The organism is Idiomarina ramblicola, assembly GCF_003987255.1.
Taxonomy (GTDB): domain Bacteria; phylum Pseudomonadota; class Gammaproteobacteria; order Enterobacterales; family Alteromonadaceae; genus Idiomarina; species Idiomarina ramblicola.
The window spans coordinates 311540-329970 of the sequence record NZ_PIQC01000004.1; the positions used below are offsets into that span (position 1 = coordinate 311540).

At 43.2% G+C, this 18431-nt stretch carries 13 protein-coding genes; all 13 read left to right on the plus strand.

Annotation, left to right across the window (positions count from 1 at the left end; translation table 11 throughout):
• The first annotated feature begins 25 nt into the window (after positions 1-25).
• The 13 genes from glmU to CWI78_RS07165 all read left to right on the plus strand — a co-directional run bounded on the left by glmU (position 26) and on the right by CWI78_RS07165 (position 18158).
• The gene (gene glmU, locus CWI78_RS07105; RefSeq protein WP_126781620.1) at positions 26-1396 is read left to right on the plus strand and encodes a bifunctional UDP-N-acetylglucosamine diphosphorylase/glucosamine-1-phosphate N-acetyltransferase GlmU; all 1371 of its coding nucleotides are present in this window, start codon (positions 26-28) and stop codon (positions 1394-1396) included.
• A 3-nt stretch (positions 1397-1399) separates the two neighbouring features.
• Positions 1400-3232 (plus strand): glutamine--fructose-6-phosphate transaminase (isomerizing), encoded by a 1833-nt coding sequence (gene glmS, locus CWI78_RS07110; protein ID WP_126781622.1) that lies wholly within the window; start codon positions 1400-1402, stop codon positions 3230-3232.
• Between the two features lie 184 nt (positions 3233-3416).
• Positions 3417-4490, plus strand: coding sequence for a DUF262 domain-containing protein (locus CWI78_RS07115; RefSeq protein WP_244213090.1), 1074 nt, complete (start codon positions 3417-3419; stop codon positions 4488-4490).
• 2 nt (positions 4491-4492) lie between these two features.
• Entirely contained in the window at positions 4493-5143 is a 651-nt protein-coding gene (locus tag CWI78_RS07120) for a hypothetical protein (protein WP_126781624.1), read from the plus strand.
• A gap of 55 nt (positions 5144-5198) precedes the next feature.
• The gene (locus tag CWI78_RS07125) at positions 5199-6029 is read left to right on the plus strand and encodes a TnsA endonuclease N-terminal domain-containing protein (protein ID WP_126781626.1); all 831 of its coding nucleotides are present in this window, start codon (positions 5199-5201) and stop codon (positions 6027-6029) included.
• Positions 6016-8109 carry a Mu transposase C-terminal domain-containing protein gene (locus CWI78_RS07130; protein ID WP_126781628.1) on the plus strand — a complete coding sequence of 698 codons (2094 nt, stop codon included), beginning with the start codon at positions 6016-6018 and terminating at the stop codon, positions 8107-8109. The genes CWI78_RS07125 and CWI78_RS07130 overlap by 14 nt, the downstream gene beginning before the upstream one ends.
• Positions 8106-9764: an AAA family ATPase gene (locus tag CWI78_RS07135; RefSeq protein ID WP_126781629.1), complete on the plus strand. Its 1659-nt coding sequence runs from the start codon at positions 8106-8108 to the stop codon at positions 9762-9764. Before CWI78_RS07130 ends, CWI78_RS07135 begins: the two co-directional genes overlap by 4 nt.
• 1 nt (position 9765) lies before the next feature.
• On the plus strand, positions 9766-11274 hold the full coding sequence (locus tag CWI78_RS07140) for a TnsD family Tn7-like transposition protein (RefSeq protein WP_126781631.1): 1509 nt from the start codon (positions 9766-9768) through the stop codon (positions 11272-11274).
• Positions 11258-12847 (plus strand): Tn7-like element transposition protein TnsE, encoded by a 1590-nt coding sequence (locus tag CWI78_RS07145; RefSeq protein ID WP_157982702.1) that lies wholly within the window; start codon positions 11258-11260, stop codon positions 12845-12847. The genes CWI78_RS07140 and CWI78_RS07145 overlap by 17 nt, the downstream gene beginning before the upstream one ends.
• Positions 12848-13103: 256 nt before the next feature.
• On the plus strand, positions 13104-15083 hold the full coding sequence (locus tag CWI78_RS07150; RefSeq protein ID WP_126781635.1) for an SMC family protein: 1980 nt from the start codon (positions 13104-13106) through the stop codon (positions 15081-15083).
• Positions 15080-15694 (plus strand): hypothetical protein, encoded by a 615-nt coding sequence (locus CWI78_RS07155; RefSeq protein ID WP_126781636.1) that lies wholly within the window; start codon positions 15080-15082, stop codon positions 15692-15694. Before CWI78_RS07150 ends, CWI78_RS07155 begins: the two co-directional genes overlap by 4 nt.
• Complete coding sequence (locus CWI78_RS07160) at positions 15684-16736, plus strand: hypothetical protein (RefSeq protein WP_126781638.1); 1053 nt, start codon at positions 15684-15686, stop codon at positions 16734-16736. The genes CWI78_RS07155 and CWI78_RS07160 overlap by 11 nt, the downstream gene beginning before the upstream one ends.
• A gap of 120 nt (positions 16737-16856) precedes the next feature.
• Positions 16857-18158, plus strand: coding sequence for a hypothetical protein (locus CWI78_RS07165; protein WP_126781639.1), 1302 nt, complete (start codon positions 16857-16859; stop codon positions 18156-18158).
• Positions 18159-18431: the final 273 nt, after the last annotated feature.

Here is an 18431-nt window from a genome sequence, read left to right on the forward strand (position 1 = left end):
GATACTGAATTAAGGACCTATTGATATGAAGTTACGCGTTGTTATTCTGGCCGCAGGAAAAGGAACCCGAATGCGATCGGACCTACCTAAGGTGCTGCACAAAGTAGCCAATAAACCGATGGTAGAGCATGTTATTGATACAGCACGGTCGTTAAAGCCAGACGCGATTAATTTGATTTACGGTCATGGCGGCGATCAGCTTCAGCAGGCGATAGCAGGCGATGACTTAACCTGGGTAGAACAACGTGAACAATTGGGTACCGGTCATGCGGTTCAGCAGGTTATTCCACACCTAAAAAGCAGTGAAAAAGTCATTATTTTGTATGGTGACGTACCGCTGCTGACAGAATCCACCTTAATTAAACTGGTAACCGCCAGCGCAAACACCTCGCTTGGTTTGCTGACTATGACGCTAGCAGAACCGATGGGTTATGGGCGTATTGTGCGTAATGAATGTCGCAGCGTAACCGGTATTGTCGAGCAAAAAGACGCAAATGCGCAGCAGTTAGCTATTAACGAAGTGAACACCGGTATTATGATTGCCGACAGCGATAAGTTAAAAAGCTGGCTTGAGCAACTGAGCAATGACAATGCGCAAAAAGAATATTACCTGACCGATATTGTGGCAATGGCCGCCCAGGAAGGCGTAAATATTGCCACTGCACAGCCCGACAACGCGCAGGAAGTGGAAGGTGCGAATAACCGCCAGCAGTTAGCTTCTTTAGAACGTGCACTGCAGCAGCGTCAGGCGGAAGAACTCATGACCCAGGGTGTTACCTTAATTGATCCTGCCCGCTTCGACTGCCGCGGAAAATTAAGCGCCGGCAGCGATGTCATTATAGATATTAATGCGGTGTTTGAAGGCAGTGTGGTTCTGGGTGACCGGGTGGTTATAGAGCCAAACTGTGTCATAAGAAACTCCGTTATCGGTGATGACACGGTTATCCGCGCGAACTCCCATATTGAAGACGCAAAAGTAGCGAAAGGCTGCAAAGTAGGGCCTTTTGCACGCTTGCGTCCGGGTGCGGAACTTGCCGATGAAGCGCAGGTCGGAAACTTTGTCGAGATGAAAAAAAGCCGTTTGGGTAAAGGTTCGAAAGCCAGCCATTTAACTTATCTTGGCGACACCCAGGTGGGTGAATACGCAAATATTGGTGCAGGTACCATTACCTGCAATTACGATGGTGTGAATAAAGCGCTCACCGAAATTGGTGACGGCGCTTTTATTGGTTCAAACAGTTCTCTGGTTGCGCCTGTCGCCATTGGCAAGAACGCAACCGTTGGTGCCGGCTCGGTTATTACCCGCGCGGTAGCTGACGAGGAACTGGCTGTAGCCCGTGGCAAGCAGCGTAATATCAGCGGATGGCAACGTCCACAGTCGAAAAAAGGAAGTTAACTTATGTGCGGTATTGTAGGCGCGACGTCAGAACGTCGAGTAACAGGTATTTTACTGGAAGGTTTAAAACGACTGGAGTACCGGGGTTACGATTCGGCTGGAGTGGCTGTTATCGACGCTGATAATCACCTTAAAAGCGTACGCCGTACCGGTAAGGTACAGGAGCTGAAAGACGCCATAGAGCAAAACCCCTTAGACGGCACTATCGGTATTGCGCATACCCGCTGGGCTACGCACGGCGGCGTGACGGAAGCGAACGCTCACCCTCACCGCTCTGAAGATGAAATTGCGGTGGTGCATAACGGCATTATTGAAAACCATGAACGGCTGCGCGAAGAACTAAAAGCCGAAGGTTATGTTTTTAACTCGCAGACTGACACCGAAGTAATCGCTCACTTAATTCACCACGAGCGCAAAACGCATGATGATTTGCTGGACGCAGTTAAATCGGCGGTACGTCAGCTGGAAGGCGCCTATGGCACCGTGGTTATGGATACTAAATACCCAGAGCGTTTAGTGGTTGCTCGTTCAGGTAGCCCTTTGGTTATTGGTGTTGGTATTGGCGAAAACTTTGTGGCTTCTGACCAGTTAGCTCTATTGCCGGTAACCCGTCAGTTTATCTATCTGGAAGAAGGCGATGTAGCCGACATTAACCGCACTGAAATCGACATTTACGATTCTGAAGGTAACGCTGTCGAACGTGAAGTTGTTGAATCTGACGTAAGCTACGACGCGGGTGGTAAAGGCGAGTATCGCCATTTCATGCTAAAAGAGATTTACGAGCAGCCTATTGCCGTTCGTAACACACTGGAAGGCCGCTTGTCCGAAACCACCGTGTTGGATAACGCCTTTGGTGAAGATGCCGCAAGTATCTTAAAAGACATTGAGCACGTTCAAATAGTAGCTTGCGGTACCAGTTACCATGCGGGCATGGTGGCTCGCTACTGGCTGGAATCGATGGCGAATGTCTCGTGCAATGTCGAAATAGCCTCGGAATTTCGCTACCGCAAGTCCTATGTTCACCCGAACAGTTTGCTGGTGACTATTTCTCAAAGCGGTGAAACGGCGGATACCTTAGCGGCACTGCGCTTGTCCAAAGAACTGGGCTATAAAGGCAGCCTCACCATTTGTAACGTGGGCTCCTCGTCTATGGTACGCGAATCAGACCTGGCCTTTTTAACCCGCGCAGGTGCAGAAATTGGTGTGGCATCAACCAAAGCGTTTACCACTCAGCTTACCGGTTTGCTGATGCTGACATTGGGTATTGGCAAATATAGAGGCATGCCAGAGCAGCAACAACAAGCCGTTGTTCATGCGTTACAGGCATTGCCGGCTAAGCTGGAAGAAGCGGTATCATTAGCGGATGAAATTGAAGAGCTAGCGCAGGACTTTGCCAATAAAGAGCACAGTTTGTTCCTGGGGCGGGGTAATCAGTACCCTATTGCGATGGAAGGTGCGTTAAAACTGAAGGAAATTTCATACATTCACGCCGAAGCCTACGCGGCTGGTGAGCTAAAGCACGGCCCACTGGCGCTTATTGATGAAGAAATGCCGGTTATTGTCGTGGCACCGAACAACGATTTGCTGGAAAAGCTGAAGTCGAACGTTGAAGAGGTACGCGCTCGTGGCGGCTTGATGTACGTTTTTGCCGATAAAAACGCTCGATTTAAAGGCGATGAGTCGTTAAATGTGCTTAACGTCTGCCATTGCGACGAAGTCATAGCACCTATTGTCTATACCGTTCCTTTGCAGCTGCTGTCCTACTATGTAGCCCTGATTAAAGGTACGGATGTGGATCAGCCCAGGAACCTGGCAAAATCGGTGACGGTGGAATGAGGAAGGGCCGAAAGGCCCTTTTTTGTGTCGGCGTACATTAAAGTTCTTAAGTAACATTAAAGATCTTAAATGAGACATTAAAGTTGTTAAATTGTAGTGGTTACCGTTAGTTGTTTTTTGATGCTTTCTTGTCCAAACTAATGCTCGTAATAAATTTTAGAATATATTCTCACATAAGATTCTTGTGAATAAACCGGATAGAGAATTCAAGATGCATTTAAATGTAGGGCAAGTGACACTTATTGATTTAGTTGATCAAGTCGAACGAAAAGAAGTTCTTATCAATAAAGAGTACCAAAGAGGCTCAGGTCTTTGGCCTGACTCTGCCAGATCGTATTTTATTGATACCATATTGGAAGGTTACCCATTCCCTAAAATATATTTATATCAAATATTTAATGAAATGGTTAACAGACCAATAAAAGAGGTGGTAGATGGTCAACAGCGATTAACCACAATTATAGATTTCTATTCAAATAAATTCCGCTTAACGTCGGCTTCACGTGACTATAGGGGCATGAAGTTTGAAGATTTGGATGATGATGCGAAGCAACGATTTATTTCGTATCAGATTGAGGTCTCAACCATACTGTCAGCGAAACGCTCTGAACTTCTAGAAATGTTTAGACGAATAAATGCTTACACGGCTCCGTTATCTGCCGCCGAGAAAAGACATGCTACTTATCAGGGAGCATTTAAATGGTTCGTGGTAGAAATGTCAGATAAGTACTCACCAGCCCTTGAAGGTCTAAAAGTCTTTACTTCCAAGCAGTTAGCTAGAATGCACGACTCTGAATTTATTGCCGATCTAATCTTGGCTTTAGAGTCAGGAATAGTGCAAAAGTCGGCTTCCTCAATAGAAAAACTATATAAAGAGTACGAGAAAGAATTTCCACATTCTGACTACTATTACGAAGTAATCGACTCATTCTTTCAGGTTCTTGCTACCGATTTCGAGCCATTGTACGACACCTTCATGATGAAATCCTATGCATTGAACTCATTGTTCTGTGCGTATACACATTGCAAGTTTGGGCTTCCTGGAGTAGAGCAGTTTACTGATGTTAGGCCCGATCTGGAATTCAAAATTGATAAGGAACGAGTCTTACCGAAACTTGAGGAGCTTGCGAGTGCTCATGAAAATCAGGATGAAGAAGGTGAGCACAAAGTATATGTGAAAGCTTGTATGTCTAGTACTACCAAAGCTCCCCAGAGAAGAGCTAGGTTCAAAGTGCTCTGTGATGTGCTAACTCACTAGTAATGCATTTAGCTAAAGCTTACAAAAAATTTAACTCACGGTGTTTCTCCTATAAATCGAGAGCCGATGAGATATATCTGAAGAAGAGAAAGCTTTCAAAATGGGAGTTTAACTACCTAACCGAAGTTCTCCTTTCAGATATGTGGCAGTCCTGGTGTAAGTTTAACCGGACCATGTTCCTGAGCTCTTGTTGGGGAACTAAAGCGCGTAATGGTGATTTGATTACAGGGATTGCGGCAGGGAAGTCTTGGCAAAGGCTTTGCTATGAGGCTAAGCAAAGTGCTTTTGGTAACAATACAACTCCCCAAGGTCATTTGAACTTCTTGATGAGAAAGGAACCTACTTGGGGAGATCTTGATGTATTTCTTCGAATTATCTCTAGAGTCCAACCAAGTAATGAGCAGCAGCTATCAACAGCTTATGGTAGCTTTCATAATATCAAACAGCTTCAAATCATCAGAAATGCCTGTGCCCATAAAAACCAAGAGACTTTTCTAGATGTTAAGCTTTTAAATCGACACTATTCTGGTGCCGCTATAAGCAGGCCTACTGAAGTAGCTTGGAAATTTAATCCTGCTAAACGAGCTCTTGCAGTAGATATATGGCTACATGAAATGAGAAAGATAGCTGATTTAGCAACATCAACGACTTAGTTTGATAAACCGAGTAACTCGGTTATGCTGAAACAAAGCAGATCGAGTTGATGACATGGCAAAATCAAAATACTCGCTGAGCGAGACGCAGATTACGAAAAGAATAAAGGACGGCCGCGGATCTGGCTCCGGTACGGATTACAGCCCTTGGGTGCGGGTCGATGAAGTTCCATCTTTAGGCCGATCCCGACAGGTCTATTCTCATCTCACCAAACGCATTCACCACTTACTTTCCGATCTCGAATTTGCTGTTTTCCTGCTGCTTGATAACAACCCTTCCGTTACTGACATACGTGAACAATTTCCTCTGATTCGTGATGACACGCGAGATATCGCCCGGGAAAATGACTTGCTTCATCCTGCCAACAATGGCGTCGATATGGTCATGTCGTCAGACTTTTTAGTGGATTCTACTGACAAATCAGAGCCTAAATTTGTGCTACAAGCCAAGTACACAGATAGCCTTGATGATGCTCGCATTGTTGAGAAGTTAGAAATTGAACGGCGTTACTGGAAGCAAAAAGAGCTTCCCTGGTATCTCGTTACTGAGCGTGAAATTGATCCAGTAGCCAAGGCAAATATTGACTGGCTGTATGTTGTTAAAGGAGAGCTGGAATCGGGCGACAAGGTTCTAACTGCGTCGAGTCTTGCGATGTTTAAAGCGGCAGTCGCGGATAACCCGGGGCTCAATATTATTGAGTTGTGTAAGGCCATTGACCGGGCTTACGACCTTGAGTTGGGTGAGTCACTTTATGATTTAAGAGTGCTATGCGCATCCCGTGTTATTACGTTTGATGTCAGAAAACCATTCAGAAAACTGAGCGGAAGGGATTTTACGTGTCACGAGTTAGAGAGCTTGGGAGGTGCGGTGAATGTGGCGAGTTAATGATGTTGTTGAATATGACAACAAGCGGTACCGCATCTTGTTCGTGGAGAGCACCCGGCTTATTTGGTTGTGCATTGATGAGAATAAAGGAACACCCACCTCAGAGTATATCGATGTGCTCGAGGACTTAGTTGCTGCGGGTCAGCTTACGCGCGTTGAAGACCCTTTTGCTGAGCTACAGATACTTACGCCGGAGGAAGGTAGTTCTGACTACAAACGTCGCGAAAAAGCTTATCAGGCGATTAAAGACATCATCGTAGATGAGAAAATGTATTTTAAAAAAGAGCGTGCTGCACTGCTGAAAAATGTCGCTGACAAATCGAAAGTCAGTGTTCCTACGCTCTACAAGTATCTGAGAAGGTACTGGCAACGAGGTCAGCTTAAAAATGCACTACTGCCCGACTTCAAGAATTCTGGTGCGCCCGGTAAGCCTCGAAGTTTCAAAGACAAAACACCCGGGCAACGTCGAATACACAACCCGGGAACTACAGTGCCGTTAAACGATGATATACGTCGACTATTTCGACGTACTATAGAAACGGTGCTACTTAACGACAAGAATATGTCTGTCAGCTACGCGTACCGTAAGTTTGCTTCAGCTTATAAGTTCGCAAACCCAGATGCCAGTGAAGAGCAGATACCAACCTATCGACAGTTTCAGCATTTTTATCTTCGTGAATACGAAAAAACCGACAAGCTTATAGCGCAAACACCTGTGACCAACTATCGCAAAGATGTTAGGCCGTTATACGGCACAGCAACCGAGCAAGCGTTAGGACCGGGGAGCCGTTACGAGATTGATGCGACAATTGCTGACATCTACCTGGTTGATGATGACGAGCCAGATAAGGTCATTGGGCGACCAACGATATACATGGTGATTGATGTATTTAGTCGAATGGTAACGGGATTTTACATAGGCGTAGATAACCCGTCTTACGTGGTTGCCATGAAGGCTTTAACGTCCAGTTTTGGCGATAAAACTGAAGTGTGTAAGAAGTACGGCATAGATCTTTCACCGGAGGATTGGCCGTCAGTTGGTTTGCCGGATGTTGTTCTTGCCGACAGAGGTGAGTTAATGAGCCATCAGGCTCAATACTTGATTGAAGGGTTAGGCGTTCGACTGGAGAGTGCTCCGCCCCGCCGTGGTGATGCTAAAGGGATAGTGGAGCGCTTTTTTAAGACTATTCAGGGCACCTTCAAGCCATATTTACCGGGTGTTGTTGAAGGCAATCGGATCAAAAAACATGGTGAGAGTGATTATCGTGCGGAAGCTAAAATCTCAATGAACGACTTCACTGAAATAATGCTTAACGCCATTATTAATCACAATCTGCATAAACCGATGAAGAAATATGACCGCGCAGTGGATATTCCGGAAGAAGTTCCATCAGTTCCTATTCACCTATGGAACTGGGGCATTCAGAACCGTGTTGGAAAACTTCGGAATGTCGACGTGGACCTTGCCCGGGTTGTTTTATTACCCAGGAAGAAAGTTACCGTTTCTGAGCAAGGTGTAAAACTTTGGGGCCTGACATATACCGGCCGAGAGCTGATTGAAGCCGGATGGATGCATCGGGATTCATCCGTTAAAAGGCCGAAAGGCCTTATGGCTGCTTACGACCCGGGAAGCGCTAACCATATTTACTTGTTTCCGGAAGTGGGTAAGAAACTGTTCTGGACTTGTGATTTATCGACTCGAAGCCGTGAGTTTCGAGATCTTACCTGGAAGCAAGTTTGGGAGAGGCAGCAAATCATTAAAGGTGCTCATGCAAAAGCTGAACAAGGATACGCGCCTAAAGCCCGGGAACTTGATCAGCTTATTGAAGATAAGGTTAAAAAAGCAACCAAGGGTAGCAGTGGATCAAAAAGCAGTGATGCTGAGCGTATTCGCAACATAAAGAAAAATAAAGCGGAAGCCAGAGAGCAAGAACGTCGGGATACGGCAGTTCGCCCTGAACGGGATAATAAAAAAGAACCGGCAAAAGTGGTTCCTATTAAGCACTCAAATGACGAGACTTACGATTACCCTGATTATCTGTCAGAGCTGTTTGGTGATGACTCGGAGCCGAACTCATGACATTTGGTGGTATTGAATCAATAACCGCCGGTTATCATGATACCGGTGTGGAAAGTTACCGTGGCAACCCTCTGATTGAGGCTTTACCACCGATAAAGTCGGTAAAAAATATTGCTGAGTCTTTGAAAATTGATGCTCATTGTCGACCGGAAGACTTACTTGCTTCGGGACACGTCAGAGTCCACTCAATTAGCCGTCTCACAGATGAGTTCTTTCAACCGCTATCAACACACCTACAACTGGAAGAGAAGCTGTCCATTATGATCCGTGGTGGTTATGTTGGCCGCAATCCAAAAAATGGATCAAGACAAAAGCACCTTCAGAACGGTTACGAGCGATTATTAACGGGCGACCTATCGGCCTTTCGCTTTGATGAGGTGAAATCAACCGCTCAAAGTATGTCGATTATTGGTTGCTCCGGCAGTGGCAAAACGACGACCATCGGCCGGGTACTCTCTGGTTATCCCCAAGTCATTTACCATCCTGACTATAACTTAGAGCAGGTCGTTTATCTCAAAGTTGACTGTTCGTTTGATGGCTCTCTTAAAGGTATTTGTCAGAACTTTTTCAGAGCGTTAGATCGGGTTCTTAATACGCACTATGAACAACGCTACGGTATGAAGCGACATAGTGTAGAGAACATGCTGGCTATTATGGCGCAAATTTCCAATTCGCATGCCCTGGGTGTTCTTATTATTGATGAGATCCAGCATTTGAGCCGATCAAAGTCAGGTGGCTCTGAGAAAATGCTGAATTTCTTTGTCACTCTGGTAAATACCATTGGTTTACCGGTTGTGCTTGTTGGCACGCCCAAAGCAAAAGAGATATTTGAAGTCGACTTGCGTTCAGCAAGGCGTAGTGCGGGATTCGGCGCGATTTTCTGGGAACCAATGAAACAATATCAGTCCAATGGTCGCCCGGGCGAATGGCATGCATTCACTAACAAACTTTGGAAGCTTCAATGGCTCAAACATCGCGATGAGCTGTTAACGGATGACATCAGAAACACTTGGTACGATTTAAGCCAGGGCGTACTGGATATTGTTGTTAAGTTATTTGTCTTAGCTCAGTTAAGAGCCATTGCGACAGGAGTAGAGCGCATAACCTCGGGCTTATTGCGACAAGTCTATCAGGATGAATTGGGCCCGGTGCATCCTATGCTGGCAGCACTTCGCTCGAACGACGCAGAAAAAATAGCGGAGTATTCAGACCTACGGTTAAAGGATACGGATAAACGCCTACTTGAATTGCAGTCCCAGGTTGATGAAGCGTCGATTGCCTCGGATGAAATGGATGAGTTGGTGTCGGACGATGAAAAACGGCTGTATATGATGCTCAGTCAGTTTGGATACGATGATAGCTCTCTGCTTCTTGAAACGGTTAAACGCGCTTTCAAAGAGCATCCTGACGCATCGCTTCAGGAACTATTGCCCATTGTATCGTCGTGGCTATCCTCTCCAAAGCATGATGACGTAAAAGCGGCGCCTAAAAAGCAAAAGACTAAGCGCTTGAAAAAAGATGAGTGGCATACACTAGCGACAGAAGACCTGAGGTTTTTATCTTCTCAAAGCAGTTCTAAAGACGAAGCTTATGAAACGCTTAAATCGTCCGGCCTCATATTTCCGATGAACAAATGGATGGATAAGGTCGGCTGAAATGACGAATGTTCCTGTCCCCTATCCTAATGAGCTGATTTACAGTGTCATAGCGAGGACAGGCGTTAATGAAGCCATTTCCAGCCCTAAGCAGTTGCTCGATGAAGTCTTTGGCAACCGTAAGGTGATATCAACGTTAGATTTACCCAGCCATATTGAGAAGATCAGTCAACATCTGGCAAGAACAGGTCAATATTCTGCTGAAAAACTGATTTACCAACATACCCTATTCCCTTTTTATGCACCGTTCGTACCCGAGTCTATTAGACAGCGTGCGATAAAACTAATGTCAGGGTTCAGCAATGGTGCGGTTCATATGATGCTCGGTGTCGCTGCATCAAGAGTAAAAGCGGTAAGTTACTTTCGTCTTTGCCCTTCTTGTATGGAAAATCAAATAAGGGATTACGGAGAAACCTTCTGGGATAGACGGTGGTTTATTCCTGGACTCAATACCTGCGTATGTTCCGCATGCCTGAAGAACTTACCGGAAAGTTGGCAAGAGCATCGACACGCCTACGTTTTGTGTCCCACCACTATAAAAAATGAGTCTGAAGTAACTGGTAAGATTCACCCGGGCTTGCTTAAGCTGTGCTCATCAGCAAACGAGGTCTTATCGCTACCGGCAATGGAGTCGGCGTCATTTGATCAATGGACGTCTTTTTATCAGGCATTAGCGGCTGACAACGCAATGACCAGAGGGCGTTATGCAGACCATGAGCAGATAGCAGAAGCATTGCTGTCCTGCTTTCCGAGCTCTGCTCTTCAAGAGCTTAATTTAGACTTTGACGTCAAAAATGACGCGAATTGGCTGAGAACGATTTTCCGTAAGCACCGCAAGTCATTCAGTGCCTTGCAGCACTTAATTGTATGGCAAACATTAAAATTGAAGGCGACGGTCGCGGAAACGATCCATGAAGTAAAGAAAAAGCGGGCCGTACCTATTCGCCGTCTTGTTAAGCAAAAGACCAAAGGGCAAGCCGATATCTATCGAACGAAGTGGCAATCACTACTGCGACGATTAGAAATAAAGGAGGCTAGGCGTGCTGAAGGAGGCGTTTACGCATGGCTTTATCGGCATGATAGGAAATGGTTAATAGACTTTAATGCAGGCAGGAGACGGAAACGTAACGGGCACAAGTCAATAAACTGGCATTATCGCGACTTAACACTAACGCGAAGATGCTTAGAGCTTATAACTGAAAAGGACTCTGATTTAAGCGCTCCCCGGTTATCGAAGCTTTGGTTGATTAATCACCTCCCTCATGGCCGCTCATGCGCTAAAAATCTTACCAAGCTTCCAATACTGAATCACTGCCTCGATACCTACTCGGAATCCATAACGGATTATCAAATAAGAAGACTGACTTACGCGGCTTACCAACTGCTATTTCAGCATGAAGAGTTGTCTCATTGGCGTTTGTTACGATTGGCCGGGTTGAGTATCGAGCGGATTACTGATGGATCCGATGAGTTTTTAAGAGAGGTAATTCTTCGTGGCGGACAGATTTAAAGGCATTGAGAACAATTCGAAGCTGCTTCATCTAGGCGATCTCTTCCGAAGCACGACAGCAAAATACTGGCGTATTAATGCCTGGTTGAGTCCAATACAGAATAAGCGTCATGCCGCCTTCTCTAACTTACCCATGCTTGCCCGGGGGCGGATGTTAAATGCCATAGGTGAAAAGCCAAAACGTGACAGAGCTTCATGTTCAATCACCCGGGATTCAATAATTAGTGAGTGCAATTTGAACGAGTTTCCGGAGTTTGCCTATGCGTCACTAGCGAAAGTAGAAGCGCGTCAACAAGGATTCCTGATTGAAACGCCCGGGAAGCCAAGTTTTGTCATTCCGCAGCTAGAGCTCGCCCGGGTTTTGTTTTTACATTCCGGCTATTTGTGCCGTGCGGCACTTACCTCTGAAACGTTAACGCATGAGTTTGACGTCATAGAGCGTTTAAATGAGGGAAAGGTGATTGTTAATGTTTTAAAGCTATCCGCCTTTCCAAAAAATGCATTTGATGATGCAGGTACTCGACGGATGTTGGCCTGGCTTTTGATAGACCGTAACGCTCGTAAATCATTTGAAAGTATTTTTAGGCACTATAAGCAGTTCTCCAGAGTGAATAATGGTTGGGAAATGTGGACGTTTTCATTTGAACCGCCTCAAATGCTTGGTTGGTCGTTTGTTTTCCATGGTCGGCAGGATGAAACCAACAATAAGTTCTTTGTGGAAGAAGTTACGGATTTAACCTTTCACGGAAGCTTGCCGGATAAAGTTCTTTTCCAGCATGACTCCTTTAAACGCTATGAAAATAAACAAACTGGAGGCACGCCAAACGGTTCTCCGTGGACACAGCGCCCCGATGAACATGAAATCAATGATGATGAAACCGCATCTAATAATAACGAACCGGTAATTTTAATAAATGACACTCACACCATTAACTTCCTTGGGCATACCCAAACCGCCAAAGTGAATGAGGTAGTCGAGAGTGATACAGTGGCTTCTAACCCTGAACCCAATGAAGTCGCCAGCGAAGAGGTCAGCACTGACGAACCTACGGAAGGAGGGAAACTTCCCGCCGCTGATTTTACGGGACCTAATGACGAGACAGATTTAACCCGAATGTGTGAAAGCCGCTTCGAAGCTTTTCATCACATGCTGGAGCTACTTCAGAAAAATGGAGTCACGTTGCTATCAAAAGAAATAACGGCTCTGCCGCAGTCAGGACGAGGTCAAAAGCATTTGTTGAAGAATGGTGACCCTCGGGTCATTTGTTGCGTTGAGGTGGGTTATGAGGGACGACATGCGTATATCTTGGAGGTTGATACTTCTGATGGGGTTAGCAAACTATCTTCGAAATTATTTCGAACTACTCCATCAAAGTGGAATGATGTTCGGCCTACGTTAGTAAAAGGGATCACTGAGAAAACATTAAGCTGGCCGTCGGCGGTAATTGAAAGGGAGGTTCTCGATGGAAACGTAACTAGCATTCATCATCCGAGACATGGTGGATCTGGCGGGGGAAATATTCCTCTGGAAAGTTTAGAGCGTTGGGCTAGTAACTTTCTATTAGCGATTTAGTAGTATAAGCGAGAGTGCCATTCAACTTTTAAATTAATGACTAAGGGCATCATAGTAAGGAGAAGGTTAAGTTAGTTTCTCAAACTTCAACAGGTAAAATAAGTGTTGGGTTAGCCCTTTACCTGAGCCCCTATAAACTTCAGCTACTAATGCTAGGCCTGTTATCCAAATATAATGACTTACTAAGATTACTAGACTAAAACCTACTAATTGTAATAGCCTAGTGTACTAACTAGATTAAAAATTGGTATTTCTTATGGGCGGGCAACTGAAAAGTAGCGAAAGAGAATTAATATCGTTACCCCATCTTCGTTCTATAGGCCTCGAAGGTTTCGGTATATATCAGAAGGTGAACGGCAACGTAAAGCTAAAAATAAACCGAAATGCCTATTGCTTAGCCGGAGCTAATGGGCTAGGGAAGTCCACACTTCTTTCTTCAATAATATTTGGGCTCTGTGGCTACTTACGGCGACAAAGTTCTGCGAGTGTAAAAAGCGAAAACCGCCTCGCCGATGCTAAGAGGTATACGGCTAAGTATTTTCCGGGCAGATTAAAGAACGAATCATCATCATCTTCCTCTATTGAGCTATTGTTCACTTTAGGTGGTTTTGAGTACAGAATAAGAAGGTTATTTGAAAAGCCTTTTGAACTCGAAGAGTTAGTCATTCGAGACTTAAAGTCTAACTCATTAATTTACGAAAGCGACGGAAAAGAAAACGCTTTAAAAACAAAAGATTATGAGAATTTCGTTTCAAAGCACTCTAATTTGGGAAGTTTTGAAAGGTTTGCCTTTGCAATCCAGTACATATCCTCATTTGATGAAAATCATCATCTGCTGTTTTGGGATTCAGAAGCTTTGGAAGACGCGCTTTTTACATGCATAGGATTGGATTCAAAGCTCTCGGATAAGGCAAAAACCTTAAGGCATAGAGTAGCACAATTATCCTCTCAAGAGAGGAATACACAGTTTGCGATAAAGCAAGTTGTAGATTTAAAGAAAAAGGCGCTGGGGCAAATAAACTCTGTGGAAGGTGTAGATATAGAGTCTGCGGAGGAATTATTTGACTCTTTAGAGGAGATACAGAGTGATATTGAAGTTTTAGAAGCAAATGTTAGTGAAGAAAAGGCTCTTATAGCGCAGCAATATCACAAGGCTCTTAAACTAGAAAACAATTATCGAGAAAAGTTTGATCAACTGGCATCGGGCTTTACCCATTCTCATATCTCTCGAGAGCTACAAAAGTCAATAGAGCGAGGAAGCTGCTTTAATTGTGGTAGTGATACAGATGAATCTTTAGATGAACTGAAGAAAAAGCTGGAGTCAAAGGGTTGTCCTGTTTGTAATGCAGAGCTTAGTGAAAGAACTTCAAATGATCTGGGGTTAGATGAAGAGCTAAAGAAAATAGACGAAGAGCTACAAAAGAAAAATGATAATGTAAAAAAATCAGAAATACGGTTGAGCCAGTCAGAGAAGGAACTTACGGAGCTAAGAGAGAGAAAAAAGGATTTAGAAGGAAAAATAAAATCTGACTTTCCTAACGGTAGACCAAACTTTCGTACTGAGGAAGTTAAGGAGAACCTAGAGGAATACAATAGCCAGATAGCAACGCTGCATGAAAATAAAGAAAAACTAGTGGAAAGAAGAAAGGCATGCGAAAAAGAATATAAAAACTGTTTTAGTTTATTGGAAGACAAATATTTTGAAATAGAAAGTTCATTTTTACCTCTTTTCAAAGAGTTAGCTGAACAGTTTTTGGGAATACCAATAAATATTAACTTTAATAAAAAAAATGCGCCTTCTGCTAAAAAGTCAATTTTGTCGATATCTCTTGATGGAGTGTCCCGCGGACAGGGTTACCACTTTTCAGAAAGTCAGCGTTTTTTTATAGATATAGCATTGAAGATGAGCTTACTTAAGTTTTCAACCAAGCCGGATGAGAGTGTGACAATGCTTCTCGATACTCCGGAGGGGTCATTAGATATAGCATATGAAGAAATGGTAGGCGAAATGTTTTATAACTTTGTCAGTAGTGGTAAGAGCTTGTTCTTCACTGCCAATATAAATAGTTCGGAGATCCTAAAAGAATTGGCTGCAAAGTGTACAGAAGAAAACATGCAGTTAGAGAGGATGTTAAGTTGGTCAGATTTGTCTTCAGTTCAAAAGAAAGCAGAGTCTAAGTTTGATAAGGCATACCAAGAGATTGAAGATCTTTTAACAGGAGCGGCTGAGCTATGAGCCAAGTAATAGATGAAGCTGTCTTTGATGTTCTTTATCTTTTGCAGTGCTCTGAAAAAAATTTTTCCAGTGAACTTACAATTGAAGAGCTGTGCGCCTTTCTATATTTAAGCTGCCTCGTGGGTGTGGTCGATAAGACACCATACTCAAACTGGGGCTATGAATTTTACCTCGCTGACGGAGAAGTCACGTCAACGTCGATACTTGATGCTGTTAATTATCTCCGTAGGCGGGGATTGATAGAAGGCACAAATGAACGTTCCAGGAACCTGTCATTAACAGATAATGGCAGAAGATTCTTGGGGCTCATAACTGGTAATGCTAAATACCATATGAGAACTCAGTATTTGAGTTACTCATCCGATACCACACTATTTTCCCCTATTGAATTTATATTAAGGGGAATCTACGGCAACCCTGAGTTGGAAAACTCTACTACTAAAAGCAGTGCGAGAGCAGTATTAGGGAGCTCTGCGCGAAAGAGAATATATAGAAGTTTACTAAACATCTGTGCGAGGGTTGGATTAGATGAAGATGATAAACTCATAGCAACTCTCTCGTGGATTACATATAACAATAAAAAGTTAGATGAGTTTCATCATGCAGGATAGTAGCCAAGATATAATTGAATACTTGCGCGAGGCCTTCTTTGTTAGGATTCCTAAGAGTGAGCAGGTGACGACTTCCGAACTGGTTAGTTTAGTAAGGTCTATAAAGGGATTCTTCAGCCATGTTTCATATGAGTCTTTAAAAGGAGGCGTCAAGATTGGTTTAGTCGACGACTGTACTAGTCTTGGTGATTCTTTTGTTCACATTCAATCGTATACTGATCTATTACGAGAGTATCCGGTGTGCGATAGGGATAAAGAAGCAGTATTAGTTTCTGACATAAAAAATTCTAGTGAATACTTTTTATATGATTGTGATGCGGAATCCGTAGTCTCCAGTGCAATACTTTATTATGAAATGACAAAAGAAAATAAAGAGTACATTTGCTTTGGAAGTAAGCGTCTTTTGTTATCTCCGCCGCCCGGTTACGGTTCTTTTTTTACGCGCTTTGATTTTAAGCGACTTGAAGAACTTTTAAACGAATATCATAACCATAACGCTAGGCGGTCTACCTGTAAAATTTTGGAACGGTGTTGGTATGACGAGAAACGATTTTATCTTCGGGCACAGCCTGAGGAATATATGAGGGACTCGCTACTCCAATTTCTAAGAAATACTTTAGGTAAATATGCAGATGTAACTCCGGAACGAAACACCGACGACTCACACCCTGTTGACCTAAATATTGATTATCGGGGATCTAATAGATTAGCTATTATTGAAGTTAAGTGGTTAGGCGACTCTGTAAACGATGATGGTAAATCTACAACTAACTATAGAGACGCTAGAGCAAACGAAGGCGCGAGACAATTAAATAACTATTTGGAGGATACTAACGACTACAACCCCAAGCAAGAAATAATCGGAGTTTTAGTGGTTTTTGATGCTCGTAGGAAAGGGTTAAAAAGTAGTCGTAACCCGACTAAAGATGATCTTTTCTTCTATAGGAGAACGAATATTAGTTATAAAGTGGAGTACGATAAGGTTAGGCACGATTTTTCTAGGCCCGTTAGGTTTTATATGGAGCCAAAACTCACTGTGTAGTTAGTGGTTTGAACGATTTTTTCGAGATGCAACTCCGTGTCTCGGAGAGTTTAATTGTGGAGCTCTTCCGGCAGTTACTTATATAGGTTATACTATAGGAAAATTTAAAAGGATCTGATAATGACTGGGCCTGTAGAAGCAGCTGTAGATAGAAAAAATATTCTAGACTGGTTGGGTAGCTTAGATTTAGAAGCGCCTATTTCTTCTAACCAACCCAGTGTAAATGTGCCATTTCAACGTTGGTTCCGTTTTAAAGAAGCGTACTCTCCGAAACTTGTACTCGATGTTGTTGATCAATTGGATGAATTACCTTCCCACGTATTTGATCCTTTCGGAGGCTGTGGAACAAGTGCCATAACCTCTCAGTTTTTAGGTATCCCTTCGACAGTCGTCGAGGTTAACCCGTTTTTAGCTGATTTGACTGAATCAAAGTTATGCAGCTACCACGTAGAAAAACTAAAAAAATATCTTTCAAAGATTCAATACGAAACTTTAGCTGATATAGAACCTTCACTAAAAGTTGATTCATTTCCTAAAACGTTTTGTGAACCAGGTCGCTCTGGTAAGTGGCTCTATAATAAATCTTCATTTAAACGAATACTTCAATATAGAGAAGCTATAGAGCGTATTTGTGATGAAAAGTATAGGCGGTTCTTTACAATAATTTTGGGCTCAATTTTGGTCCCGATTAGTAATATTTTCATAAGCGGGAAGGGTCGAAAATACCGCCAAAATTGGAACTCGCGACAGAAATCAGCGATTGACGTAGAGCAAGCGTTTAACGAGAAAGCACAACAAGCAATATCCGATGTTCAAAAGCATTCTACTAAACTTGAGCAGTATGAGATATTAAGAGGAAGCTGTTTAGATCACGCTAAAAACATTGATGGTTTCGAGCTATCTATTTTCTCACCTCCTTACCCTAATAGCTTTGATTATACGGATGTTTATAATGTTGAGCTTTGGATGCTTGGCTACTTTAAATCAAATGATAGCTGCAAAGAACTAAGAGCAAAGACGCTTAGGTCGCACGTTCAAGTAAATCGTAGCTATGAAGTAAACTTTGATATACCAAAGGCTTTGGATAAAGTGATTACAGGACTAAAAAATATAAGAAATGAACTTTGGAATAAAGATATTCCCGAGATGGTTTTAGCGTATTTTGATGACCTTTTTCAACTACTCACAACGATGAGAGGAAAAATATCCGAAAATGGCAATATAGTTATTGTTGTTGGAGATAGTGCATATAAATCAATACGGATTCCCGTGACGACTCTTCTGTGCGAGCTTGCTCAACAAGCTGGCTTTGTAGTACATGAAAATAAAGTATTACGTAAGTTGAGGACTAGCCCTCAACAAGGCGGGCAGGCTAGCTTAGACGAAAGCATGATTTGGTTGAAGCCGGAGTTGTATGATTAATTGGAAAACTCTGCCTTAAAAACGCAGGTTTGCCAACTGCATGATTTGGTAGGAAAAATTGTAGAGTATCGCTTTGTAATAGACTATATGTCAGCAGAAAGTTAAGCCGTTGATGAATTAATATCAGCTCGAAAATGGAGAAAGAAAGAGACTATATCCCTAGAGCAAACATAAACCCACAAGTTTTTAGGTAGTATTCACGTTAGTTTTAATAAATGCTAACTCAGAAAAATTAGATTAGACCCCCATGAAAATAGGAAGAAAAAGTAAAGA

Coding starts and splice junctions, on each gene's coding strand:
- CWI78_RS07160 (WP_126781638.1), top strand. CDS start 15,684: ATGCAGGATAGTAGCCAAGATATAATTGAATACTTGCGCGAGGCCTTC.
- CWI78_RS07130 (WP_126781628.1), top strand. CDS start 6,016: ATGTGGCGAGTTAATGATGTTGTTGAATATGACAACAAGCGGTACCGC.
- CWI78_RS07150 (WP_126781635.1), top strand. CDS start 13,104: ATGGGCGGGCAACTGAAAAGTAGCGAAAGAGAATTAATATCGTTACCC.
- glmS (WP_126781622.1), top strand. CDS start 1,400: ATGTGCGGTATTGTAGGCGCGACGTCAGAACGTCGAGTAACAGGTATT.
- CWI78_RS07165 (WP_126781639.1), top strand. CDS start 16,857: ATGACTGGGCCTGTAGAAGCAGCTGTAGATAGAAAAAATATTCTAGAC.
- CWI78_RS07125 (WP_126781626.1), top strand. CDS start 5,199: ATGGCAAAATCAAAATACTCGCTGAGCGAGACGCAGATTACGAAAAGA.
- CWI78_RS07140 (WP_126781631.1), top strand. CDS start 9,766: ATGACGAATGTTCCTGTCCCCTATCCTAATGAGCTGATTTACAGTGTC.
- CWI78_RS07120 (WP_126781624.1), top strand. CDS start 4,493: ATGCATTTAGCTAAAGCTTACAAAAAATTTAACTCACGGTGTTTCTCC.
- CWI78_RS07135 (WP_126781629.1), top strand. CDS start 8,106: ATGACATTTGGTGGTATTGAATCAATAACCGCCGGTTATCATGATACC.
- glmU (WP_126781620.1), top strand. CDS start 26: ATGAAGTTACGCGTTGTTATTCTGGCCGCAGGAAAAGGAACCCGAATG.
- CWI78_RS07155 (WP_126781636.1), top strand. CDS start 15,080: ATGAGCCAAGTAATAGATGAAGCTGTCTTTGATGTTCTTTATCTTTTG.